The following is a 23,664-nucleotide window of genomic DNA, read 5'->3' as shown; positions in this document are numbered from 1 at the left end:
CACCGATTCGACGGGCGATTGGGCGCCTCGATCCGAGAATGTGGACAACTTTCTCGAATGTGGATATCCGGTGCTTCTTTCCATGCCGCCGAGGGGTCCGGAAAGTGCGAAAGTGGTTACAGCACCGAAAGATCGGTATTCGCGCCGCAGAGAACGATCACCGGGCGCTCGTCGGGTGCTGGCACGTAGACTCCGCTCTGCACCGCGGCCAACGCTGCCGCACCGGCGAACTCGACGACGATGCGAAACTCGCGCCACAGATAGTCACGGGCGGTCGCGATCGCGTCATCGGTCACCAGCAGCGAACGCACCTGATAGCGCCGCGCGATGTCCATGGCGATATCGCCGATCCTGGTGGCGCCCAAGGATTCCGCCGCGATGCTGGACACGCCTACCTCGACCGGCCGATTCGCCGACAACGCCGCGTGCAGCGTGGGAATACCCTCCGGCTCAACGCCGACCACCTGCTGGCGACGCCCGATCGCGGCCGCGATACCCGAGACGAGCCCGCCGCCGCCCACCGCGGCCAGCACCGACGGCCGCCCGCGCACCTGTTCCTCGATCTCCAGGCCGACCACACCCGCCCCCGCGACGATGGCGGGCAGGTCGTAGGCGTGCAGTTGCAAAGCGTTGCGTTCCGCGGCCAGCTCGTTGGCGTAACCGAGCGCCTCGGCGTAAGTCGTTCCGTGCCAGAGCACCTCGGCGCCATGCGACCACATCGCGGCGACCTTGGTGTGCGGGGCCGACTCCGGAACGATGACGGTGCACGACTTTCCGAGCTGCGCCGCGGCCAGCGCAGCGGCGATACCGGCGTTGCCCGCGGAGGCGATCACCACCTGGTCGATGTCGTCTGGCGACTCCAGCAGCGCGTTGAGGCTCCCCCGAACCTTGAAAGTGCCGCCGTGCTGGAGGTATTCGAGCTTCATCGTGACCGGCACCGGACCGTTCGGCCCGGCGACGGAGGTGTGGAAGACCGGCGTCTTGCGGATCCGTCCGGCCAGCCGCCTACGCGCGGCCCGCACATCGGATCGGTAGATCCGATCGATCGGTCTGTGTTCGGAGAAGACTACGGACCGCTCGTTCACAACAACACCTTGACCAACTCGATACCACCATGACCTGAGACTTCATGCCCAAAGGCATTGCGACTACTACTTGTGTACCCCTCGGTCACGTTTTGCCAGCTCCGCGAACATCGCGTTGTGTGCGGAGAGGGCGGCGTCGTGGTCGCGGTCGGCGGCCCGATCGGTGCGCTGCGCCAGTCGTCGATCGCTGCGCGACCACTGGGTGAGCAGCGCGAGCATCACTACTACCAGCGGCACCTCACCGAGCGCCCAGGCCAGGCTACCGCCGGTGCGCTGGTCGCCGATCAGGTCGCCGTTCCAGCCGAGGCCGAGACCACGGTAGAACCAGCCGCCCAGAACCGTGTTCATGCTCATCAGCGCGATGCCGAAGAAGGCGTGGAAGGGCAGCGAGCCGAACACCATGCCGAGCTTGGTCAGCGGCTCCGCCTGGCGCGGCTTGGGGTCGATACCGATGACGACCCAGTAGAACAGGTAGCCGCTGAGCAGGAAGTGCGCGTTCATCATCAGGTGCGCGGCATGCGAATTCGCGTATGTATCGAAGATCCCGCCGAGGTACAGCGCGTAGAACCCGCCGACGAAGATGACCGACGCCACAATCGGATGGGTCAGGAAACGCGACACCGGGTTGTGTACCGCGGCGAGAATCCACTCGCGTGGCCCCGGTGCGCCGGTGCGTCCTGCGGGCGGCAAGGCCCGCAACGCCAGCGTCACCACGCCACCGAGCGCGAACAGGATCGGCGCGAGCATGGACAACGCCATATGCGCACCCATGTGCACGCTGAACATCGCGGGCGAATACCGCCCGACCCCCGACGAGGTGGCGAACAGCAGCACCGCGCAGCCGGACAGCCAGGCGATGGTCCGCCCGATCGGCCACGCGTCGCCGCGGGCCCGAAGTCGGCGCACGCCAAGCAGATACAGCACCGCGAGCACGATCGCCAGCGTTCCGAAGATCAGGTCGAAGCGCCAGTCGAACAGCATCCGCGCGACAGTCGGCGACCCGGCCAGGTTGTAACCGAGTTCGACCTCGGCCGGTGTCGGTATGTGCGTCGGCGGTGGCGGCGGGGTGCGACCGAGACCGACCGCGAGGCCCATGGTCGCCGCGAAGACCAGCACCTCGACACCGGCGAAACGGATCAGCGCACCGCGATCCTTCGGGTTCGCGGCGAGCGCGGGCAGCGCGGCGCGCCGCTGCGCGAAGCCGATCAGGCCGAGCACGATCAGCGCGGCGGCCTTGGCGAGCACCAGCCTGCCGTAGGTGGTGGTGAACAGTTCGTCCCACGGGACCCGGACCCAGGAGTTGATCACTCCGCTGACCCCGATGGTGACGAACGCGATGGTGGCGGTCAGCGAGAAACGCCGCGCGGCGAGGTCGGTGTGCGCGCCGCCGCGGCGTGCGTGCGCCAGTAGCGCGAAGAGGCCGCCGACCCACACCGCGGCCGAAATCAGGTGCAGGATCAGGCTGTTGGTGGCGAGGTCGTGCGCGCCGCCGGAGGACGAATGCCCGGTCAGCGCCAGCGGCATCATCGTCACGATGGACGCGGCGAACAGCACCGGGGTCCAGCCCCAGCGCAACGCGACCCTGGCACCGATCGCGACGATCAGCGCGAAGACCATCGTGGTGCGCCAGGCGCCGGCCAGCTCGATCTGATCGATGGCGCGCCACAGTGCCTCCGGGCGCAGGGTATTACCGACGGGCTGCCCGGTGGTGTCGGACACCGTCAACGGAATGAGCAGCGCCGCACAGCAAGCCCAGATGAGCGCGAAATTGGAGGCGCGGCGCACCGCCCGGTACCCGCCGACGTCGAGCAGTCCGTTCGCTTGCGGCGGCACCAGGAATGCGGCGAACAACAGCGAACCGACCGTCAGCGCCGCCGACAGATCGGCGAGCGCGCGCACCGCGGGCAGGCCGTAGGTGGTCAGCGCGCCGGGATCCGGAATGCCGAGCAGACTCAATGCCTGGGTCGCGGACAGGCCGACGACAAGCGCGGCGACCACCGCCGCGATCGCGCCCGTGAGCGCGATCACCACGGCGTATGTCGCCGCCGTCCGAGTGACCTCCAGATCAGGTGAAGCGGACGGGTCCTGCGCTGACGACATACGACTGAGCGTAGTTCGATTGTTGTCGCGTGGCCGCGCCGGGTTTGTGCCGATAGGGTGGTCGGCGGATCACGGAGGTGCAATGTCGATCGTGTCGATCGTGTTGATTGCCTTGGTGGCGTTGTTCTTCGCTGCCATGGGCGTTTACGGGCTGTTGCGGCCCAGCCAACTCACCGACCCGCTCGGGCTGCTCGCCGATCGCGCGGACGCCCGCGCCGAGGTACGTGCCGTCTACGGCGGTTTCGGTGTCGCGATCGCGGTGATCCTCGGGTTGGCCGCCGCCGATGTCGGTGACCTGAGATTCGGGGCCTGTGTCGCGGTCGCCGCCGCGCTGGGCGGCATGGCGTTCGGCCGAATCTGGTCCGGCTTCGTGGAAAGCCCGCCCGCGTTCTTCCCCGTTTGGTTCTACCTGGTGGTCGAGGTGATCATGGCCGCAATGCTCGTACTCGCCGTCACGCTCGACCCGTAGCCATCTGGTCGGTCGCTATAATTGGCGCGCTGGACAGCACGACCAATGTCGGCCATGGTGGAACCCACTGCCTCCGTAGCTCAGTTGGATAGAGCAAGGGCCTTCTAATCCCTAGGTCGCAGGTTCGATTCCTGCCGGGGGCGCTTCCCGCTCTGACCTGGATATACTCCGGGTCAGAGCGGGATTACCCAATCAGCACAACGCTTAAACAGCTAGGGATTGTCGCGAGTGGACTTCGTCCATGGGGCAGGATCTCGGATCGCTGCCGCACTGTCCAACATCGCGATCGCGGTGGGCCTGTTCGCACCGCTGTAGGGTGCGGCGCGCGGCGCCCTCGACGTGATGGCCACTGTCCTCGCGACACGGTCGTCTCCCAACCCTGCCCACGCCACGCTGGCCGACTCCCCCGGTGCCCGGCACAACATCGCCGCCGCCGCACACAAGATCGATACAGCCCAGCGCCGCATGCTCGCCATCGCCGCCGCTGTCGACGCCACACCGCCCGGCGAGGCGCTCGCGGCCGAGGAACGTGCGCGGCTGCGGATGGATCTGATCACCGCAGTACGTGAATGCCGCAGCGCGTTCGAGGACCGAACATCCGCTCATCACCGTAAGACGCTCCGTAACGCACTAGCTGCGACCCGCGCGTTGAGGAACGTACACATCTGCCGCGACCCGCGCGTTTCGGCGCGGTCGACAGCACCCCGCAGAAGTCAACGGCCCAAGTGAACTCGGGCCGTTTCAACGCGCTCACATAGCTCCGATGAGCGAGCGATCCGGACCCATGGCACCTTGGACAGATTTGCGTCGATGGGAGCGCGGGGGACACCGTGGATAGGGTGGTGGTGCCGGAAGAGGAAGTGATCGAACCCGGGATAGGTGAGCGGCGAAAGGTGGCGGTCATGACGTGGGAGCTGCCGGAATCGGTGGAGGTCGACGGGGGCGCGGTGCGCTGGGCCAAGCTCGGAAACGGCGAGCGGGCGATAGTGCTGGTCCACGGCACGCCCTACTCCTCATTCCTGTGGCGGGAGATCGCTCCCGCCTTGGCCGAGCGGTACACCGTCTACGTGTTCGACCAGCTCGGCTACGGCTATTCCGAGCAGGCCGAGGGCCAGGACCTGACACTGGCCGCGCAGGCCCGCCGGTTCGCCGGGTTGCTGCGCTACTGGGAACTCGACACCGCCGAGTCGGCCCCGGCCGTGGTGGCCAACGATATCGGCGGTGCGGTGGTGTTGCGTGCGCTGCTGCTAGAGGGCGCCCGCTTCCGCGATCTGACCCTGTTCGACTGTGTCAGCGGCGGCCCTTGGGAGCGGGGGTTGTTCGCGCTGATGCGTACCCACCACGAGGTGTTCGAGCAGCTGCCCGGATACGCCCATGAGGCCCTGGTTTCCGCGCATCTGCGCAACGCGACCCACGCCGGGTTCCGGCCCGGGGTACTGGAGACCTTCCTGCAACCCTGGCTCGGTCCATCGGGGCAGGCCGCCTACTACCGCCAATACCGACAGCTGGCCCAAGCCGACACCGAACCGTTCGAGGCGCTGCTCTCGGGAATCGACATTCCGGTCCAGTTGCTGTGGGGTCGGCAAGACAAGATCCTGCCCCCGGAGTACGGCCACTGGCTGCACGAGCACCTCCCGCAGGCACCGCTGTATTGGATCGAGGATGCCGGACACCTGCTACAAGAAGACGCTCCCGCCCGTCTGCTCGCCCACCTTCTCACCTGACCTGTGCACCCGCGGCCTGCCTCCACGTGCTGACCGTTCTCGGTCTCACCCTGAATACTGTTCGCCAAACATGCTCACGGCGCTGTCCGGGATTTTCATTGGCGACCTCGGCCTGATAGGTCAACCTGATCTGCGTCCGAACGCACGGAAATGCCGATGTCCGGATTGTGCAGCGGATCGAAATAGCCACGGCCGCAACTTGTTCCGACGCCCTGCTGGAGCCGGTGTCGTTGCGGGAGGCCGCAAACGATTCGAGGACACCCGTCTAGAACGGCTCAGCTTCGGCCACCAGTTCCGAGACGGGATGCGTGCTGGTGTCGACCGCAGGACGGGACAGGTGGAGGGCGGTGTGGAAATAGCCGTCGGACTCCTTCCCCTGAGGGGCCTCGCCAGTCGAGGTCACTGCGTCGATGGCGTACCGGCGCTCGTGGACGCTGGTGAAACGGCGTTGCGGGAAGGTCGGCGAGGCGACTCTTTCGGTGATCAGACCGGCCTCGGCCAGGCATTCGGCGATGTGCTCGTAGGAGCCGGTGCGCAGTACGAACGCGGCAACCCACACCGTCTCTTCGGTATGGGCCAGTAGTGGCCGGAAGGTGCGGGCAGACAGGAAGCTGGCACCGCCGGTGATGGTGATCAGCCACGTGCGGCGTGCGGCGTCCAGCAGCGCCGCGGTGGGCGGCGCGGTCTCGAGATTCTCGGTAAAGCCCTCGTCCAGGAGTCCGACAGTGCGTGCGTAGGTGATGGCGTTGGCGGCGATGTCGAGTCCGAAAGCCGGAACTGCATCAGGTCGTCTATGTGCCGCATAGAAGGTCCGGTCCCATTCGATCAGCTCAGCGGTCGTGAGCTCGGCTGCCTGCGGGCAAAGGTAGTGCGCATACAAATCATCCAACGTGAGGTTGTAGTTGAGCAGGGCGGCGTTGATACCGTAGGAGCAACAGATGTCGAGCACCGCCCTCGGGTTCGCACCTCGAGCGATTCTGGCCCTGGTGCGGGCGGCAACCGTGCGCCGGAAGATCCTCTGGGCGTGATGGGGCGTGCGGTACTCGTAAGCCTCGAGCGCTCGGAAGTAGGCGCGAGGATCGGGCTGGTCGTAGATGTCATCGAAGGGCGTCATCGTCTTCTGACCTGAGATGACCACATCGCCTGTCCTGTCATTCATCGCATGCCTCCCTCAACCCGGCACCCAAATACGTTTCCAGTCAACCAAACTCGATCGAACTCGGCCTAGCATTCGCCGCCTGACGACCTTGTCATATTCCGGCCCGTCTCGATGAACACGGGGAGTACGGGCGGTCGCCGGGCTTGTTGTTCGGCTGGCCACCAACACCTCTGGAACGTCCGCTACTGCCGTTGCGACACGAGGTCACACGATGCGAGTGAACTCGCAGATAGGAGGGCCGAACGTGGTTTCGGCTGTGTGAGTTCCGGGCTCGTGCTCGATGCCCGGCCCCGCTCTCTTGTCAACGGGCAGCGGGACCTCCGGGCGGGTGGACTTGACGGGTCCGGTTGGGTGGACAGCAGATCTTCGGGCCGGTGGACATCAGTTCTCCGGCTGAATCAGGTCAGGTCAGTGGCGTCACCCCCTTGCCGGCGAATGCTTCGGCCAGCCGGTGGGAATCACCTTTCGTCAGCACCAGGTGCGCATGATGCAGGAGCCGATCGACGGTCGCGGTGGCCAAAGTTTTGGGCATGATCGAATCGAATCCGCTGGGGTGGATATTGCTGGTCACCGCGATAGAACGCCGCTCGTAGGCGGCGTCGATGACACGGTAGAACGCTTCGGCGGCGTCAGCGCCAACCGGCAACATGCCAATGTCATCAACCACGATCAGATCGCAAGAGCAGATGCGGGCAACCGCGCGAGCGATCGAGCCGTCGACCTTGGCCTTGCCGATCATGGTGGCCAGGGATTCGAGGGTGAACCACGACACCCGCAGATCTTTCTCGATCGCCGAATGCGCGAGGGCTTCGACGAAGTGACTCTTGCCCGTGCCGGAGGGGCCAGCGACAGCTAAATTCTCATGTCGCCCAACCCATTCCAGAGTGGAAAGCGCATTCTGCGTTGCTTCGGAGATCGTTGACTCCTCCGGCAGCCACGACGAAAACGTCTTGCCAGTGGGGAAATTCGCGCGTTTGCGGCGTTGGCGGCGGGTGGCGGAGTTGCGTCCGGTGACCTCCTCGTTGAGTAGTACCCGAACTACCTCTGCGGGGTCCCAGCGTTGGGCGCGGGCGGTGGCCAGGACATCGGGTGCGGCCTTGCGCAGATACGGCAGCCGCATCCGGCGGCAGATCGCTTCCAGTTCGTCGGGCAGCGCCGGGGCTTTCGGGTGGCTCATGCTCCGAACCTCCCCCAGCCCGCGGTCCCGGGTTGGACCGAATGCGCCTCGTCGGCGCGCACGACGTCGGCGAGGCTGGAGAACTTGGCGAGGTGATCGAGGATGGCGGCGGTGTCGCCGTCGTCGAACCGTCCGGCGACCGCAGCGGCACCGAGAGCTTCGTCGACCGCATCGGCCCCGGTGATAGCGGCGAGCTCGAGAGCCCGGGTCATCTTCGCCCGGATCCGCGACACCCCGGTGGCCGAGGCTTCGGTGAGCCAGCGGCGGGCGCCTTCACCGAGGTCGAGAAACGCGATCTCCTCAACCGTCCGAGGCCGCAATTTCCGCACCCGCGGTAGATCCCCGCCCGCGTGATGGGGATAGTGCTCGTCGAGGATGCGCGGATTACCGGGCGTCGAAAGCTGGTGGCGGGCAATCTCGGCCAGCCCGTGCGGGGTTCGGGCGGTGATGACCAACTCCTCACCGGCGACGCGGCACCACACCTTGGCGCCCTGGTGCCCGTCCGGGGTCGAATACCGCACCGACCCCCATCGAACAGTCTGGTCGTCACCGACGAGGCGTTCCTCACCCAGAGCGATCGCATGCGGTTCGCCCGGCAGCACATGCAGATGCTGACGCTCGATCCCCAGGCGAGCGATCGGCGCGACACCGGTCTCGCGATGCGGGCGGGCGTTGATGCGTTCACACCACGCCCAGCACGCATCCGCCAGCTCGGTGAACGAGGAATACTCGGGCAGCAGATTCGCCGTGGTCGGCACCAGATCGGCTTTCGCGATCTTCACCGTGTGTTCCGCGCCGCCCTTGGACTCCGGATCGAAGGGCTCGCATGTTTCCACCTTGCAGCCGTAATGCCTTCCGGCCGCGACCATTTCCGGATGCCGCACCGGCAGCCCTGCGATCCGGTCCACCGTCACCGTTCTCGGGTTGTCGGTGAGCAAATACGTTGGGGCGCCACCGATCCGGCGCAACGTCACATCAATGCCCAGCACCAGCGAACCCAGGGTTTGATCCCACGACGGGATCACCACCCGATATCGTGACCACGCCAGCCAGGCGCAGAACAACTGGGTCCGCCGACCAGCCACCTTCGGGCCCTCACCCCAGTCGAATTGCAGCCACATGCCCGGCTCGGGCAGCCACGGCCGATATTTTCTGCGGTGGCCGGCCTTCCACGCCGTCTTCGCCTCGGCGACCGCGCGGCGCGTCGAGCGGTCGGTGCCGGTGAACCCCATCGCCTGCAGTCGTTGATGCACCACATCAGCGCGCACCTTGCCCTGGGACTTGTCGACCCACTCCTCGATCTTGCCCACGAACGGGTCGATCGACTTCGGCCGCGGCAGTTTCACCAGCGGATCGCGGCCCGCGTCGCGGATCGCGACATACCGGGCCACCGTCTTCTCATCCACCCCCGACAACGCTGCCGCCGAATGCGCGCAGCGTGTCAAATCGAACGCTTCCAGAATCTCCATGATCTCCCTGTCAGACTTGGTCAACGGGATCCCTTCGACGCAGTTGGCGAGCGATCACACACCACTCAGCCAACCCGCCCGAAGAGATCCCGTTTCGCATTTACTCAGGCGTGTCCCGGAGACCCAGACGTCCGCCCATCCGGAGAAATCATGTCCGCCAGCCCGGACCCATATGTCCATCCACCCGGATTATCCGGCGTCCGCTGGCAGCTCTGACGTGCGTTGCTGGTAACGGCAGGGTGCGAAGCTCAGGGAAACACCGAAAAGTTCTCGTTCCATCCGGGGGTCACGGGTCAGGGGCAGACCGGAGGGGTGAATCGCGTGAACCTTCGTTGATGTCTCGTAATGCGGGACCCTGCTCGATGGATAGCAGTTGGCAGGGGGGTAGGCACTGGCCGTTGCAAGGCGGCAGGCGCCGGTCGGGGACGGCACTCGACCGGGAGAGCACCGCCGTCCCCGGGATAGAGAAGGCACCCTCCCCGGTCGTATCTCGCGCGTGTGGAACGTGGTAACCCCGACGGGGTCCAGGCATCGAAAGCTGGTGCCGGGTAGGCCGACCGTGAGGAAAGCTGAACTCCCCGAGCGGGTTTGGGATGGCCCGAGAAACCAATGCCAGTAGCCGAAAGGCAACGGGAAACCATCACGGTAGTCACTGGCCCCTCCGCTGGTGCGTAGTGAGTTAGACGCCGGATACCCGGTGAACGGACCAGAGGGCAACGTCTTCGATTGCCCCGCTACAGGATTGGCGGACAGTCAAGACGCGTACGGCGACGACAGCACCTGACCTCCACGGGCTTGCTCGAGCCGGACGCACAGTAATGTGCACGTCCCGTTCCGAGGGGCCGGGCGCAGTAATGCGCCCGGCCTACCCGGCCTGATCGCGCTGGCAGAACCGGCCAGCGCGGCCCGGCGGAAGTTCAACCGGCCGTGCCGATTGGTATTCCTGCGGAATGCGCCACCATGCCGCATATCGCGCGGTCTCGCAGCGAGTAGTGGCAATTGCCGTCCCTCCCTGGTGGTAGCCCGATCCCCTACCGGGGTTGGATGAGGTCTCGCTGGGTGTGGTCTTAGCGTTGTCTTCGTGACGATCATCCGGCGCTTGGGCCTCGACTTCGCATACACATTCTTGGGATTGCCCCTCGCATTGGTCAGTTTCAGCCTCCTTGTGTCCCTCTTCGCCGCGAGCATCGGCACAGTGGTGATCTTCATCGGGATTCCACTGCTCGCGCTGACGCTGCTGCTCGCGCGCGGTTTCGCCGACATCGAGCGCGTACGCCTTCTACAGTTGACGGGCAGGGCGGCGCCACGGCCTCGGTACGCCCAGGCACCGGAGGGGGCGGGGTGGTTCCGTCGGATCACCGCACCGATCGGGCAGGCGCAGAGCTGGCTGGATCTGTTGTACGCAGTCGTCAACCTACCGATCGCGATCATCACGTTCGTGCTGCCGACTGTGTGGTGGGCAATGACACTGGGTGGATTGACGTACTGGTTTTGGGGCAGATTCATTCCCTATGGCGACAGCCACGACATCGTCGTCGAGACGATCATGGGCGCGGACACCGCCCACAACCGGACAGTTTTCAACACGATCGTCGGTGCCGTAGCGCTGCTCACCGTGTACACCGTCCAGCGGGGCAGCGCCGCCCTGCAGGCCGCCTTCGCGCAGACGCTGCTCACCCGGCTCGCCGTCATTCAGGGACGTATTCAGGATCCGACCACCAGCCGGGCGGCGGCCGTCTCCGTGGAATCGACCGCGCTGCGCTCGAAGGCGGTGGTCGTGTCTCCTTCACAGAGCACCAACCTGGGGGCATAACGAAAGGTATGGCCCACGACGACGACATGTCCCAGCACCGTTCACGCGCTACCGTCGGCAATCGCCGACATGAGCCACCGACGCGGCCTTCGAGATCGTGATCGCCGAAGGCTCCGACGGCGAGCGACTCGCACAACGCCAACATCCCCGCGCTGCACCTACCGCCCGCGGCTGCTCAGCTCGAATACAGCATCAATCACCAACCGACCGGCAAGAAGATGCTGGTCGACGTTGCGATCAGAGCCAGTCGCGTTTCTTGAACAGCACGTAAAGGGTGCCGGAGATGACGATGATGGCCATCGTGGATACCCAGAATCCCCAGGCTTGTTGGAATCCGGGATAGGGCACGTTCTGTCCGTAGAAGCCGGTGATCGCGGTGGGCACCGCGATGATCGCTGCCCAGCTGGTGACCTTCTTCATGATCGAGTTGAGCCGATTGCCCTGCAGCGTCAGCTGTGTCTCGCGGATGGTCGTGACCAGATCACGCAGGGATTCGGTCCATTCGGCGGCACGCAGGATGTGATCGTAGACATCCTGGTAGTAAGGCATCATCGTGTCGTCGACGACGTGCAGGTCGGGGCGCATCAGCGCATTCGCCAATTCCCGCATCGGCAGCACCACCCGGCGCAAGGTGACCAGGCTCTTACGCAGGCGCAGTGAACGCCGCTGCAATTCCCGATAGTCGGCACGGTCGGCGAAGACGAGATCCTCGAGCGCTTCGATCTGCTCGTCCAACGACTGCACCGCCTCGAAATGGCTGTCAACGACATAGTCGAGCAACCCGTGCACCAGGAACCCCACCCCGCTTTTGGCGAGTTCAGCGGCGGCGTCCCACCGTCGCACCACCTCATCGATATCGAAGTTCTCACTTTTGCGCACGGTGACCAGTGCCCGCTCGGTGATGAACGCGGCCAGCTCTGATTTCTCCAATACCCCGCTGGCGGCGTCGAGCCGCACCGTGTACGCCGTCAGGAACGCGTGGGTGTCATAGCGATCGAGCTTGGGTCGTTGATGCTCATTCACCGCGTCCTCCACGGCAAGCCGATGCAGACTCAGCTCCTCGCCGATCCTCGCCAGGTCCTGCGCACTCGGGGAGCACATGTCCAGCCAGACCGTCGCGGTCGTATCGACCAGATAGTCCGAGATCTCCGCCACCGGGAAGTTCTCCGATTCCAGAACACCGTTGCGGTAAAGACGGGTACGCGCCATACCAGCAGACGCTAGTCGGCAGTCCTTAGATCACGTGCGAGGCAAAGGTGCGGGCGCTCTTGACCGACGCCTTCCGTAAGTGAATACTTACCGTTCGTGGGCACTAACCAAGAGGGTGATGGATGGGATGCGCTGGGCGATCGCACCAGGCGTGCGATCGTCGCGTGTCTGGCCGAGCGGCCACGGGCCGTTGGCGAACTGGCTGACGAGTTGCCGGTCAGCAGGCCTGCGGTGTCCCAGCATTTGAAGGTGCTCAAGGATGCGGGGCTGGTCACCGATCGGATGGCTGGCACCCGCCGTATCTATCGGCTCAACCCGGCTGGTGTGGCCGCATTACGCGACCAACTCGACACATTCTGGAACCGAGCGCTGGCTGGCTATGAGGACGTCGTCGAAGAACCGACAGAGGAGAGTTCATGACCCACGCACCGGCCGCGGTGGTCCGCAAGCAGACCGTCGTCGAGGCACCGCTCGACCGAGCCTTCGCCGTATTCACCGAACGGTTCGGCGATTTCAAACCGCCGGAGCACAACCTGCTCGGGGCGGCGATCGCCGAAACCGTCTTCGAGCCACGGGTCGGCGGACACATCTACGACCGTGGCGTCGACGGCAGCGAGTGCCGTTGGGCGCGCATCCTCGCCTACGAGCCGCCGGACCGGGTGGTGTTCAGCTGGGACATCGGCCCGCAATGGCAGATCGAGACCGAACCGGACAACACCAGCGAAGTCGAGGTCCGCTTCATCGCCGAGACCCCGCAGCGCACGCGAGTGGAGCTCGAGCACCGCAACATCGAACGGCACGGCCCAGGCTGGGAAGCCGTCACCGACGGTGTCAACGGCGACGCGGGATGGCCGCTGTACCTGGACCGCTACGCCAGCCTGTTCACCGAGGCCCGCTAAATGCCACCGCTCATCACCAGTACCGAGGTGGACCGCTCGGCGAACGAGGTGTTCGCCTACGCCACCGATCCCACCCGGTTCTCCGAATGGCAACAAGGTGTCATCGACGGCCGCATGGACGCAACGGGCACTCCGAGCGTAGGGACGCGATGCCTGACCACGCGACGCATCGGCATGGCCAACCGGCCGGTCACCTCCGAACTCACGCACATCGACCCGCCTAAAACCTGGGGTGTGCGCGGTACCGACGGACCGATCCGGGCCGTCGTGGACGTCACCGTCGAACCACTCACCGACAGCCGGTCACGTCTCACTATCGCGATCGACTTCGAAGGCCACGGCATCGGCAAGCTTCTGGTCCCACTCGTTGTCCGCCGCGAAGCGCGCAAGGAGATGCCAGCCAACCTCGCCAAGTTGAAGCAGCGGTTAGAGGGCACGGAGTAGGTCAGCAAACCTACTGAGACGGCAGGAACCGTTGTAGATGATCGCCGCTGGTTGATCGGCTGAGGTCAATCCTGGTGGTTGTCGAGGTTGGTTCCAGCGTCGCTGGCAGGAAGCCCGACCTGTCACTTGCACGCGATAAACCTGGCGACGGTGGTGGTCATCCTCGCGATAATGGCCGCCGTGGCAGAAGTCGAAGTTGTTGTCGCCCATCACGAGCGCGCGACCTTGCGCGTCGGTGACGTGTTCCTGAAGGTCGACGCTCATCAGGCGCGCACCGACGTCGAGGTCGAGGCGATGGCTATGGCGCCGATCCCGACTCCGGAGGTGCTGTGGCGCAAGCCGCCCGTGCTCGCGCTCGGCGCCCTCCCCGGCACGGCACTCGGCCGCCTCGGCGAGCCGTCGACCGCGTCATCGGCGGCGTGGGTAGCGGCGGGTGCCGCCGCACGGATGCTGCACGACGCGCCACTGCCGCCATGGCCCGGGCGCAGCCTCGATGAGCTCACATCGGAGCTGGACGGCGAATGCGCGTGGCTCGTCAGGAACGGCGTTCTGCCCAGCGACGTGATCACGCGCAACCGCCGGGTCGCCGAGGCGGCGCTGCGGCCGTGGACACCGGTGTTCACGCACGGCGACCTGCAGCTCAGCCACGTGTTCGTCGACGGTGACGAGATCACCGGCGTGATCGACTGGTCCGAGGCGGCCAAGGGTGATGCCATGTACGACCTCGCCACCTTGACGCTCGGACACGCGGAGCACCTCGGCGACGTCGTCGCGGGCTACGGCACCGACGTCGACCTCGACGTGATCCGCGGGTGGTGGTCGTTGCGAAGCCTGCTCGGCGTCCGCTGGCTGGCCGAGCACGGCTTCGACCCGACCGCGCCAGGCTGCGAGGTCGACGTGCTGAGATCCCTGGCGCGCCGATGAGTTTCGGGTGGATCGGTCGTCAATATCTCTGGATGTACCGACGGAGATGATCATGGGCCGGCAAGTGATCTCGCCGACCGCAGAGAGGAATTCAGGCATGACGAGACCGTTTCGATTCGGGGTTGTCGCCCCGATCAGAACCGACCTGCCGACCTGGCTGGACCGGGTGCGCCGCATCGCCGACAGCGGCTACTCGACGCTGCTGATGCCCGACGTCGCGCAATGGCAACCGGCGCCTGGCCCCACGCTGGCCACCGCCGCGGCCATTACCGAACTGCGCGTTGGCACCTGGGTGTATGCCTCCCCGCTACGACCGGCATGGATGACGGCGTGGGAAGCGCACTCGCTGTCGGTGCTCACCGGCGGACGCTTCGAGATGGGCATCGGCACCGGCAGGCCAGGAATGGAGGACGAGCTCCGCGAAAAGGGACTGCCCATCATCCCGCCGAACAAGCGGCTGGCCCAGATACGTGAGACCGTCAAGGCGCTGCGCGATCTCGATGGCCCCGACCTGCGCACACCTGTGGCGATGGCCGTGCGCGGCCCGAAGGCCCAGGCGCTGGCGGCGGACGTCGCGGACACGGTCACCTTCGCACAGATGCCGAATGAGTCTCGGGTCGAAGTCACGCGACTGGCACGCGAGTTCCGTGCCGACGTCGAGCTCGCGCTCGGGGTGCCGGTTATCGGCGACACTGTCGCACCGTTCATGGCACCCCCCGACACCGACCCTGCCGCACTTCGCGCGGTGGACTCGCTGGCCATACTTCCGGACGACCCGGCCGCCGCCGCCGAGGAAATCCAGCGGCGCCGGGAGGAGATCGGCTTCTCCTACTTCGTCTTCGGCGCCGACTTCGCCGAACGGTTCGCTCCGGTCGTCGCCGAGCTCGCCGGACGGTAGTTGGCAACGACCACCGTTGGCGATTCGCAACCTCAGTGGCGGAGCGTCCGGCCCCTGTCGCGATCGACGGCCCGGTTGCTCGCATGCATCGGGAGGGGGCCATCTGGACCACCGGTGAAAGAGAACTGCGGCCGGATCGACTTGGCGACAACGGCTTTCGTCCACGGTAGGGAGTCCACGTCGTCGGCGGTGGGGATGCGGCCGGCGAGCACGCCGTCGAGCTCGGCGTGCAGGCGGGCGCGGACATCGGGGTGTTCGGCGAGCAGTTTCCACGTCCAGGTGAGCGCGGTAGCTGTGGTTTCCATCCCGGCGCCGATGAATGTCATGAGCTCGTCACGGATTTCGGCATCGGTATAGCGGTCTCCGGGTCGCGGGCCGCCATGAGCAGTGCGAGCAGGTGGTCGCGGTGGGTGATCGCACCGCACCGATGAGTTTTGTGTGGATCCGTCGTCCATACCTCTGGATGCATCGACAGCGGTGGGTCAGCGCAAACGATCCGGACGGGTAAGCAGGAGGCATAAGTGAGTGGTATCAGAGTGTTGGTGGCAGGGGCGAGCATCGCGGGGCCCGCGCTGGCGCACTGGCTGTGCAGGCGGGGGGCCTAGGTGACCGTGGTGGAGCGGGCACCCGAGCTGCGTCCCGGTGGTCAGGCGGTGGACGCGCGCGGGGTGACCAAGGAGGTCATCCGGCGGATGGGGCTGGACGCGGCGGTGCGCGCGGCCTGCACCGAGACCGCTGGCGCGCACACCGTTGACGTGAACGGGAACGTGCTGGAGACCTTCCACGCCGCCGACGACGGCGGCGATGGGTACATCTCGGAGATCGAGATCCTGCGCGGTGACCTGTCCCAGGTGCTCTACGACGACACCCGAGAAGGTGTCGAGTACCTCTTCGGCGACCGGATCGCCGAGCTCACCCAGGACGCGGACGGGGTCGACGTGGTCTTCGCCTGCGGCGACCGGCGTCGCTTCGACCTGGTGGTCGGGGCGGACGGCCTGCACTCGGCGCTGCGCGCGATGGTCTTCGGGCCGCACGAGCGGTTCGTCCGCCATCTCGGGCAGGTGCTGGCCTTCTACAGTGTGCCCAACGAGTTCGGGCTGGACCGCTGGCTGATCGACTACCAGGAGTCCGGGCGCTCCGCCGGTCTGCGGCCCATCCAGGACGCCACCCGGGCGATGGCCATGTTCTCCTTCCCCTCGGCCGACCTCGACGTCGACTACCGCGACGTCGAGGCGCAGAAGCGTCTGCTGCGCGAGCGGATGGCCGGCTTCGGCTGGTTGACCCCGGACATCCTCGCGCACCTGGACGACACCCCGGACTTCTACCTCGACCAGGTCGCTCAAGTGGTGATGGACAGCTGGTCGAGCGGACGGGTAGGGCTGCTCGGGGACGCGGCGTTCAGCTCGTCGCCGCTGTCCGGGCAGGGCACCGGGCTGGCCTTGGTCGGTGCCTACCTGCTGGCCGGAGAGCTGGCCGCCGCGGGGTGGGACCCGGAAGCCGGGTTCGCCGGTTACGAGCGGCGGATGCGCTCGTTCGTCGAGGCCAACCAGGAGATCGGCCGGTTGCATGCGCGCAGCCGCGACGTTCCCGGGGCGGACGCCGAACCGAGCATCGATTTCGACACCGAATGGTTCACCGACCTGATCGAGCGTGCGATCAACGGCGTCGAGCTGCCCGACTACGCGGGGGTGCCGGACTCCGGAGCCGTGGCCGGACCGCCGATCACCTCGTTGGCCATGCCGTAGGTGCCATCCCCACAGACCGACACACAGGTCGGGCTCCGCGGTTCACGGATGCATTCGTGAACCTTTGAGTACCTTGTCAACGACGTTGCGCGGTCCGTACACGGCGATGCCGACAAGGTCCAGGTCGTCGGTGCCGACCGCCCGCACCGCGGCCCGGTTGTCCTGGTCGTTTCCGGTGGTGAACAGGTCGGAGGTGAAGACCGCCGTCCGCAGTCCCCGCGCCAATGCCTTGCTGTGCGCACCGCGCAGCACCTCTTTGCCGCCCTCGAAGACGAGCACCGGCTGCCGGAACATCGGCAGGTAGATCGTTGCGTCCGCGTCCTCGTACGGTTCCCCCATCACCTCCGGTTGTGCCGTGCCGAGACCGCTGACCAGAAATGCCGTCACATTCAACCGCTGCCAGGTCTGTAAGTCCTCGCGCAGCAGTACCGCGATCTTGGTGTCGAAACGTACGTTCTCCATGCCGATGACTCTGCCGCCAGCCGGCCCGCCGAGGCTTGTACGATCCTGACATGGTTGCCGACGGCACGGTCGAGCAGATCAGAGCGTGGCAGCCGCGGGTGCCGGGGATCGTCGAAGTCTTCCATGCCCGTTTCATCGGGCACGTCTACCCGATGCACGCCCACGATTCCTGGACGCTGCTGATCGTCGACGACGGGGCCGTCCGCTACGACCTCGACCGGCACGAACACGGCGCCCTCGGTTCCGTGGTCTCGCTGCTTCCGCCGCATGTTCCACACAACGGCCAGGCTGCGACCGCACACGGGTTCCGCAAGCGGGTGCTGTACCTCGACGATGCCCATCTCTCCGAGGCGATGATCGGTCGCGCCGTCGACACCCCCACCTTCACCGACCCACTACTGCACCGACGCATCCGCCAACTGCACACCGCACTCACCCATCCCGGCGAGGAATTCGAGGCCGCCAGCCGCCTCACGCTCATCCACGACCGGCTGCGCGACCTGCTGCGCGGCACCGATCCACCGACTCGGCACGCCGATCCCGGGTTTGCCCACCGCCTGCGAGAACTGCTCGATTCCCGAACCACCGAAGGCATTTCCCTCACCGAGGCCGCGGCCGTATTGCACGCCGATTCCACCCACCTCATTCGCGCATTCAGCCGCGAGTTCGGGATGCCACCACACCAGTACCTGATCTCCCGCCGCGTTGACCTTGCCCGCCCGCTGCTACTAGCCGGCATGCCCGCGCGAGATGTGGCCGCCACCACCGGCTTTCACGACCAACCACACCTGATCAGGCACTTCAAACGCATTCTCGGCACGACGCCCGGGCTATACGCACACAGCGCCGACGACCGGGCGCACCAGTAACACACTAAGCGTTCCGCCGCGATGCGGGAAACTGTTCGGCCCCTACACCGGACGCCGCAACAGATCCCGTACCGCGTGAACCTCGGCACTGGCGGCATCGGTCGACTTGACGCCGTCGAGAATCTGCAAGGCACGGCGTGGAATCTGACCGACTCGATACTCCAACGGTGTACGCCCCCACACCTCAGCGATTATCCGACAACCCCAATCCAATTCTCCTTCCTCAACTTTCGAGGCGGCCTCATCTAAATACAGAGCTGCCTCACCGACCCGGTCTTGTCGACTGAACGGCAACTCGAGGGCTCGTGTCCGGAGCACATCGGCATCGGTTCGTGCGCCGATCGCGGTCAAGGCGGCGGATTGATGCCAGCGCAGAAAGTACTCGGTGATGTGGCATCCATCGGCTACTGTCTCAGCCTCGGGAAGTGCGGCGAACATCCGATCGGCCGTGCGGATGGCTGCCAAAGTCTCTCTGCGGCAGGCCATCCGAGCCTGGACACCGGCCTCGGCCAGGTAGCCGAATACGGCCGCAGCGTTCGGACGACCACCTCCGGCCGACTGGGCCATGCGCGCGGCGGCGAGGCTGGAGTCGAGGAACCGGCCGTACCAGCCGCATGATGTGCAGACATGTCCGACGATCCACGCCTCCACACCAATGTCACCTGCCAAGCGGCTGGCGCGGCTAGCAATACCGAACCACTCGAGTGAATCATCCAGGCTCCCAACATCGATGATCCGGATGCCGATGAACCCGGCGTTCTTGGCGAACACGCGGTACAGCCGCCGCTGGATACTCGGTGACCGCACCGACATCAAGCCCGCCTTGATGCGCGCCAGATCCGCCATACGTGCCGGGATGAACTCTGTCGGCGCGGCGGTGTACAGCACGTATCCGGCTGCCTCGGTGAGTTCTTCGAGGAGGTCGAGATACGCCGTGGCACCGCGGTCGGGAATGCCGGTACGGCTGATCGGCAACTCGGGCACCGATAACAGGGCGGGTTCCGCGCCGATCGTCGTGGGGTTCGTAAGCACTCGCCGATCGACGTCGGAGTAGTCGTTTCCGAATCCGAGCCGGTCTGGTCTGGTGCGGTACAAAGCGCACAAGGCATCGAGATAGCGCGGTGTCGGCACGTCTCGGCCGTTTTCCCACCGCGAGAGTTGCTGGTGCGCAAGGCCTTCGGATGGCGCTCCACGGGATCGCAGAATCTTCTTCAGCAGTTCGACCGCTTCGACCAGCGTGTGTCCGCGGGCGATGCGATGCGCGCGCAGCAGCGACACCGCACAGTGCCGATGTACGGCAAACGCCGCGTCGTCCGCAAAACCACCCGCCGCCATGACATTTCGCGCCAGGCGGCGTCCACAGGAACTGTTGTGCCGACTGTCCCCCATTACGCTGACCTCCCCAGCAGGCTCACGGGGCCGACCAAGATTGCGGTACTCACCCCTGTCGTCACGCCTACGCGACGCTACCGCCAGGCCCGATGGACGACGATCAGGCCGCGACGCATTTCAAGCAGAACGTGCAACACGATCACCAACCAGGTGTCGAGCCCGGTCAGTCCGTTCGCAACCGATGCATCGGCGCGCACGTGACCCCACGGATATCCCGTATGGCCGCGACCCGCAAGTTCAGTCAGCCGAAACCGCTGGGCGGTGGGCGGTGGGCGGTGGGCGGTGGGCGATCTCGCTCACGTCCGCGCCTGCCGCGTACCGCGCGGCCGTCCGGGCATAACCTTATGTGCAGCAGTAACTTTCGCGAGTTACCGCTTCGGCGGATGTGAATATCTGCGCCGAGGTGGCCGCAAGCAGGTCTTCGTGGCTTCTCCATCCAGTCTCCATAACGGCGAGAGGACGGTTGCGTGCGGCTGCGCCCGCTCGCCGCACGCCGCCGACTGTTACTGGTCGGATGATCACGGGGAACTGAGGGTGGCATCGGTCGAGAGGGGAGTTACCTCAGTTCCCCGTGATCGCTTGTCCAGTACGCTATCTCGGAGGTTGCCAGACGAACGCACGCAGATGCCAATGTGCGGATACTGATGGTTGCTCGGTCGGAGGGCTGCCGCCTTCGTGTATGTCGCGGCATGATGTCCGTTCTCATCTGGGGCGAGATTTCAGGTAGCCGATAGGGATTCGTGTGACCGCTGTAGGAGAAATGCGGTTGGTCCGGAGTAGGCGACGAAGGATGATGATTCGATGCCCATCCTGCTCTCGTGTATGGATCCGCTCGACCAGCGGCGTACCGATCCGCATTTCGCTGCCGAGACAGCCGCTGCCCGGGCATTCGGTGCGGACATCGGGCTGATCGACCACGATTTGCTGCTGGCCGGTGATGCCGGTGCGGCGGTGCGGACCGTGCCACGCGATCGCGGACCGGCCTGGTATCGCGGCTGGATGATTCCTTCGACCGCGTACGCGGCGCTCGCTGGCGCTCTCGCGGCCCGCGGCACACCGCTGATCGTCGATCCGGCGTCCTACCGGGCTGCGCACGAATTGCCCGGCTGGTACCCGACGTTCGCGCCGCTGACTCCGGCAAGCCGCTGGCAGGCCAGCTCGCCGGGCCGGGTACCGGAGGCCGCGACGCTCTCGGCGCTGGCCGCCGCGCTCGGTGCCGGGCCTGGCATCGTCAAGGACTACGTCAAATCAGCCAAACACGCGTGGGATACCGCCTGCTACATCCCGGATCTCGCCGACACCGCGCGCCTGCACCAGGTCGTCGCCGCCTTCATCGCCGAACAAGGCTCGTATCTGGCCGGTGGGATCGTGCTACGAGCCTTCGAGGCATTCACCGCCGATGGGCGCAGGGCCGCGGAGGCCAGGGTGTGGTGGCTGGACGGAACGCCGTTCCTTGTCGGCGCGCACCCCGACACCCCCGGCCAGCACCCCGCCCCAGCCTTGGGCAGCATCGCCGATCGCGTGAAACAGCTGGGTGCACGCTTCGTCACGACAGACCTCGCGCTGCGCAACGACGGTGTCTGGCGGGTAATCGAAGTCGGCGACGGCCAGGTCTCCGACCTGCCCACAGACATCGAACCCGACCTCGTTGTCAACGCACTGCTCGGTGCCCCACACCACTAGGTCTCACTTCCGGGCCGCCCGCCCTGCGACTCGCGCGGATGGTCAGCGCGGTCGGTATGAGCCCGTGAGCCCGTGTTTATCGCTGCCAGATGTCGACGGCGATCTCGCGGGTGTGTTCGCTGAACATTCCACTCGGGCTGGCGTTGTGTAAAAGCTGGCGAAGCTCGGTCTCGAACCCGGCTCGGCGGTCGCCGAACAGGTGTGGTGCCGAGCTGGACAGCGAGAAGACCGCTGCGACAACGTCATCGGCCACACGCGTGACACTGCTGCCTGGTACCTCGAGTCGGCGTTTTCGGGTGAACCCCGCAGCACGGTAGATCGCGTCCTCACCTGATGCTGTGCCGTTGGGAAGCAGGCCCGCGCCCGCGCGTCGCGTCGGACCGAGGTACGTGCGCACCAATTCGTCGATCGCCGAATGCGGTGGTGTGGGGTGCGGAGTCGCGACCGCGCCTGCGATCCCTCGATTTGTCGTAGCGTGCACGTGGACGCAAACACCGCCGGTATCCAGCATATCGTGCACCGCCGCAGCGACTTTCGACCGATCCATCCAGTGAAAAGACTGGGCGAAGGTGATCACCTTGAAGCTGCCGAGTCCGGCGGGGAGGTCCTCGGCGCGCATACACACCCACCTGGCGTTGGGTATTGCGGCCTTGGTAGCGAGCCGATTGGCTTCGTGGATCATGTCGGCGTCGGCGTCGAGTCCGATGACCTGCTCGAACACGTTGGCCAGCAACAGGGTCAGGGAACCTGGACCGCATCCGATGTCGAGCAGGCGACCGGAGCCATCGAGGCAAAGCTCGCCGGTCATGGCCTCGGCGAGCGCCTTGGGATAGGGCATCCGACCTCGCGCGTAATACGTGGCACTACCGCGGTACAGCGACGCATCCCATGCCCACCCGTTTCCCTGCACCGGGTCAGCATAGAAGGCGATCAACGGCAGTCGATGTCGTGACGACCAACCAGCAGAGCAGCGACGCACGCGACTATCCGGGGGTAGGAGCACCAATGAATTGGGGGCAGCTGTGCGTGCAACGCACCCATCTCGTTCGGCGATTATTCCACCATGATCACTCGCCAACTCATCGCAGGCGGATTGCTCTGCGCTGCCTCACTTTTCATTGCGGCTCCGGCGGCTCAGGCGGGAACGGGCAGCTCATCGCTCGGTTCGCTGATCGATGTCGGCTGCCTCCTGCAGACACTGTCCGCCCAATCCCCCACCGCCGATTGCCAACCCCCACATATCCCGACCGCCGGATTCGCGGACACCACCTCCGCACCTGCCGTCCGCTGAGTCATCAGCGCCGAACACCTTCCCGCGCTGCGAGTTGCCCGGTCGCCGCTGCCGCGCAGGATGCAATGACAGCTCTCCCCCCGGTGACTCGCTTACGGCCCACGCCTGTGAGAGCCAGGCTACGAGGCGCCTGCGGCAAGTCGTTCGGCCGCACGGACCCTCGACTGTTCGAGGCGGGCGCGCTCGTCACCCATGCCGACAAGTAAGTCCATAGTGGCTGGACCGAGGACGTTGGTGACGGCGTGACCCTCTTGTCCGAGATAGCCGGTCATTTCGAGTAGCACCACGCCGTGTACCAAACTCCACAGCCGTCCCGCGATATCGGCGATCGGGTCCGCACGGATGCGACCCGCGGCGACCATCCGCTCGACAACGTGCATCATCTGATTGAAAGCTGTTGTGTCGGCTGCGGTTTCGACGGGCGCACGTGGGGCGCTGAGACTACGTGCCGCCGGGCGCGTGGTCTGCGGGGAGACCAGGCCGAACATCAGCCGGTAGCGCTGCGGATTGTCCAGTGCGTAGGTGCAGTACGCATCGCCCGCGACGAAGAAGTCGGCGACCGGATCGTCGGTGTCGGGGACCGCCAATACGGCGCCGAAGCGGGTGAATGCCTCCGCCGCGACCGCCTCCAACAGTTCGTTCATGCCACCGAAGTGTGAGTACACGGCCATCGTGGACGCGCCGATTTTGGTGGCGACCGTGCGCGCACGCAACGCTTCCGGCCCCACCTCCTCCAGTAACTGGATGCTCGCCTCGATCAGTTGGGCACGCCTGCTCTGCGCCGACTGGTCCGATTCCTCGGTCACTATTGCCTCTGCTCCATAACGACGTTATCGTACGGGCATAACACTG

Annotated in this window: 22 protein-coding genes, 1 tRNA gene and 2 pseudogenes; 14 read left to right on the top strand and 11 right to left on the bottom strand. The window is 65.8% G+C overall.

Annotated elements, in window-relative coordinates:
• Window positions 1-116: 116 nt before the first annotated feature.
• Complete coding sequence (locus OG203_RS35870) at window positions 117-1,085, bottom strand: threonine/serine dehydratase (RefSeq protein WP_405161640.1); 969 nt, start codon at window positions 1,083-1,085, stop codon at window positions 117-119.
• Window positions 1,086-1,151: 66 nt separating this feature from the next.
• Window positions 1,152-3,185, bottom strand: coding sequence for a cytochrome c oxidase assembly protein (locus OG203_RS35865; protein WP_405161639.1), 2,034 nt, complete (start codon window positions 3,183-3,185; stop codon window positions 1,152-1,154).
• Window positions 3,186-3,267: 82 nt separating this feature from the next.
• Between OG203_RS35865 and OG203_RS35860 the strand changes: the two genes are divergently transcribed.
• The 4 genes and pseudogenes from OG203_RS35860 to OG203_RS35845 all read left to right on the top strand — a co-directional run bounded on the left by OG203_RS35860 (window position 3,268) and on the right by OG203_RS35845 (window position 5,378).
• On the top strand, window positions 3,268-3,654 hold the full coding sequence (locus tag OG203_RS35860) for a DUF4345 family protein (protein ID WP_405161638.1): 387 nt from the start codon (window positions 3,268-3,270) through the stop codon (window positions 3,652-3,654).
• A gap of 69 nt (window positions 3,655-3,723) precedes the next feature.
• Window positions 3,724-3,797, top strand: a tRNA-Arg gene (locus OG203_RS35855).
• A 184-nt stretch (window positions 3,798-3,981) separates the two neighbouring features.
• Window positions 3,982-4,383, top strand: a pseudogene (locus OG203_RS35850) (hypothetical protein); the annotation flags it as partial.
• A 173-nt stretch (window positions 4,384-4,556) separates the two neighbouring features.
• Window positions 4,557-5,378, top strand: coding sequence for an alpha/beta fold hydrolase (locus OG203_RS35845; protein WP_405161637.1), 822 nt, complete (start codon window positions 4,557-4,559; stop codon window positions 5,376-5,378).
• Window positions 5,379-5,643: 265 nt separating this feature from the next.
• Here the strand turns inward: OG203_RS35845 and OG203_RS35840 are convergent, their stop codons facing one another.
• From OG203_RS35840 to istA, 3 genes are all read right to left on the bottom strand, one after another.
• Entirely contained in the window at window positions 5,644-6,537 is an 894-nt protein-coding gene (locus OG203_RS35840) for a hypothetical protein (protein WP_405161636.1), read from the bottom strand.
• Window positions 6,538-6,940: 403 nt separating this feature from the next.
• Complete coding sequence (gene istB / locus OG203_RS35835) at window positions 6,941-7,714, bottom strand: IS21-like element helper ATPase IstB (protein WP_405160819.1); 774 nt, start codon at window positions 7,712-7,714, stop codon at window positions 6,941-6,943.
• Entirely contained in the window at window positions 7,711-9,183 is a 1,473-nt protein-coding gene (istA, locus tag OG203_RS35830; RefSeq protein WP_405167889.1) for an IS21 family transposase, read from the bottom strand. The genes istB and istA overlap by 4 nt, the downstream gene beginning before the upstream one ends.
• A 1,081-nt stretch (window positions 9,184-10,264) precedes the next feature.
• Between istA and OG203_RS35825 the strand changes: the two genes are divergently transcribed.
• Entirely contained in the window at window positions 10,265-10,996 is a 732-nt protein-coding gene (locus tag OG203_RS35825) for a sensor domain-containing protein (protein WP_405161635.1), read from the top strand.
• Window positions 10,997-11,233: 237 nt separating this feature from the next.
• Here the strand turns inward: OG203_RS35825 and OG203_RS35820 are convergent, their stop codons facing one another.
• Window positions 11,234-12,205, bottom strand: coding sequence for a magnesium transporter CorA family protein (locus OG203_RS35820; protein WP_405161634.1), 972 nt, complete (start codon window positions 12,203-12,205; stop codon window positions 11,234-11,236).
• 96 nt (window positions 12,206-12,301) lie between these two features.
• Here OG203_RS35820 and OG203_RS35815 point away from each other — a divergent pair, with 96 nt between their 5' ends.
• From OG203_RS35815 to OG203_RS35795, 5 genes are all read left to right on the top strand, one after another.
• Window positions 12,302-12,625: an ArsR/SmtB family transcription factor gene (locus OG203_RS35815; RefSeq protein ID WP_405161633.1), complete on the top strand. Its 324-nt coding sequence runs from the start codon at window positions 12,302-12,304 to the stop codon at window positions 12,623-12,625.
• Window positions 12,622-13,104, top strand: a complete 483-nt coding sequence (locus OG203_RS35810) for an SRPBCC family protein (RefSeq protein WP_405161632.1) — start codon at window positions 12,622-12,624, stop codon at window positions 13,102-13,104. The genes OG203_RS35815 and OG203_RS35810 overlap by 4 nt, the downstream gene beginning before the upstream one ends.
• Window positions 13,105-13,548, top strand: a complete 444-nt coding sequence (locus OG203_RS35805; RefSeq protein WP_405161631.1) for an SRPBCC family protein — start codon at window positions 13,105-13,107, stop codon at window positions 13,546-13,548.
• A gap of 171 nt (window positions 13,549-13,719) precedes the next feature.
• On the top strand, window positions 13,720-14,472 hold the full coding sequence (locus OG203_RS35800; protein ID WP_405161630.1) for a phosphotransferase family protein: 753 nt from the start codon (window positions 13,720-13,722) through the stop codon (window positions 14,470-14,472).
• 97 nt (window positions 14,473-14,569) lie between these two features.
• The gene (locus OG203_RS35795) at window positions 14,570-15,370 is read left to right on the top strand and encodes an LLM class flavin-dependent oxidoreductase (RefSeq protein ID WP_405161629.1); all 801 of its coding nucleotides are present in this window, start codon (window positions 14,570-14,572) and stop codon (window positions 15,368-15,370) included.
• Window positions 15,371-15,501: 131 nt separating this feature from the next.
• Here the strand turns inward: OG203_RS35795 and OG203_RS35790 are convergent.
• Window positions 15,502-15,800 (bottom strand): annotated as a pseudogene (locus OG203_RS35790) (cytochrome P450); the annotation flags it as partial.
• Between the two features lie 175 nt (window positions 15,801-15,975).
• Between OG203_RS35790 and OG203_RS35785 the strand changes: the two are divergent.
• Complete coding sequence (locus OG203_RS35785) at window positions 15,976-17,115, top strand: FAD-dependent monooxygenase (protein WP_405161628.1); 1,140 nt, start codon at window positions 15,976-15,978, stop codon at window positions 17,113-17,115.
• A 42-nt stretch (window positions 17,116-17,157) separates the two neighbouring features.
• Here the strand turns inward: OG203_RS35785 and OG203_RS35780 are convergent, their stop codons facing one another.
• On the bottom strand, window positions 17,158-17,577 hold the full coding sequence (locus OG203_RS35780; RefSeq protein ID WP_405161627.1) for a DUF2000 family protein: 420 nt from the start codon (window positions 17,575-17,577) through the stop codon (window positions 17,158-17,160).
• 50 nt (window positions 17,578-17,627) lie between these two features.
• On the opposite strand from OG203_RS35780, the gene OG203_RS35775 reads away from it, so the two are divergent.
• Window positions 17,628-18,446 carry an AraC family transcriptional regulator gene (locus OG203_RS35775; RefSeq protein ID WP_405161626.1) on the top strand — a complete coding sequence of 273 codons (819 nt, stop codon included), beginning with the start codon at window positions 17,628-17,630 and terminating at the stop codon, window positions 18,444-18,446.
• A gap of 42 nt (window positions 18,447-18,488) precedes the next feature.
• Here OG203_RS35775 and OG203_RS35770 read toward each other — a convergent pair whose 3' ends face one another.
• A complete protein-coding gene (locus tag OG203_RS35770) occupies window positions 18,489-19,835 on the bottom strand; it encodes a helix-turn-helix domain-containing protein (protein ID WP_405161625.1) in 1,347 nt (448 codons plus the stop codon).
• A gap of 804 nt (window positions 19,836-20,639) precedes the next feature.
• On the opposite strand from OG203_RS35770, the gene OG203_RS35765 reads away from it, so the two are divergent.
• Window positions 20,640-21,521: an ATP-grasp domain-containing protein gene (locus OG203_RS35765; protein ID WP_405161624.1), complete on the top strand. Its 882-nt coding sequence runs from the start codon at window positions 20,640-20,642 to the stop codon at window positions 21,519-21,521.
• A gap of 76 nt (window positions 21,522-21,597) precedes the next feature.
• Here OG203_RS35765 and OG203_RS35760 read toward each other — a convergent pair whose 3' ends face one another.
• Complete coding sequence (locus tag OG203_RS35760) at window positions 21,598-22,431, bottom strand: class I SAM-dependent methyltransferase (protein ID WP_405161623.1); 834 nt, start codon at window positions 22,429-22,431, stop codon at window positions 21,598-21,600.
• A 153-nt stretch (window positions 22,432-22,584) separates the two neighbouring features.
• On the opposite strand from OG203_RS35760, the gene OG203_RS35755 reads away from it, so the two are divergent.
• Window positions 22,585-22,812 carry a hypothetical protein gene (locus OG203_RS35755; protein WP_405161622.1) on the top strand — a complete coding sequence of 76 codons (228 nt, stop codon included), beginning with the start codon at window positions 22,585-22,587 and terminating at the stop codon, window positions 22,810-22,812.
• A 119-nt stretch (window positions 22,813-22,931) separates the two neighbouring features.
• On the opposite strand, the gene OG203_RS35750 is transcribed toward OG203_RS35755, so the two are convergent.
• Entirely contained in the window at window positions 22,932-23,618 is a 687-nt protein-coding gene (locus tag OG203_RS35750) for a TetR/AcrR family transcriptional regulator (protein WP_405161621.1), read from the bottom strand.
• Window positions 23,619-23,664 lie beyond the last annotated feature (46 nt).

The sequence above is a fragment of the Nocardia sp. NBC_01499 genome (assembly GCF_045040275.1).
In the GTDB taxonomy this organism is placed as follows: domain Bacteria; phylum Actinomycetota; class Actinomycetes; order Mycobacteriales; family Mycobacteriaceae; genus Nocardia.
The sequence above is the reverse complement of the archived record's forward strand: the minus strand, read 5'-3'. Positions and strand labels throughout refer to the sequence as shown.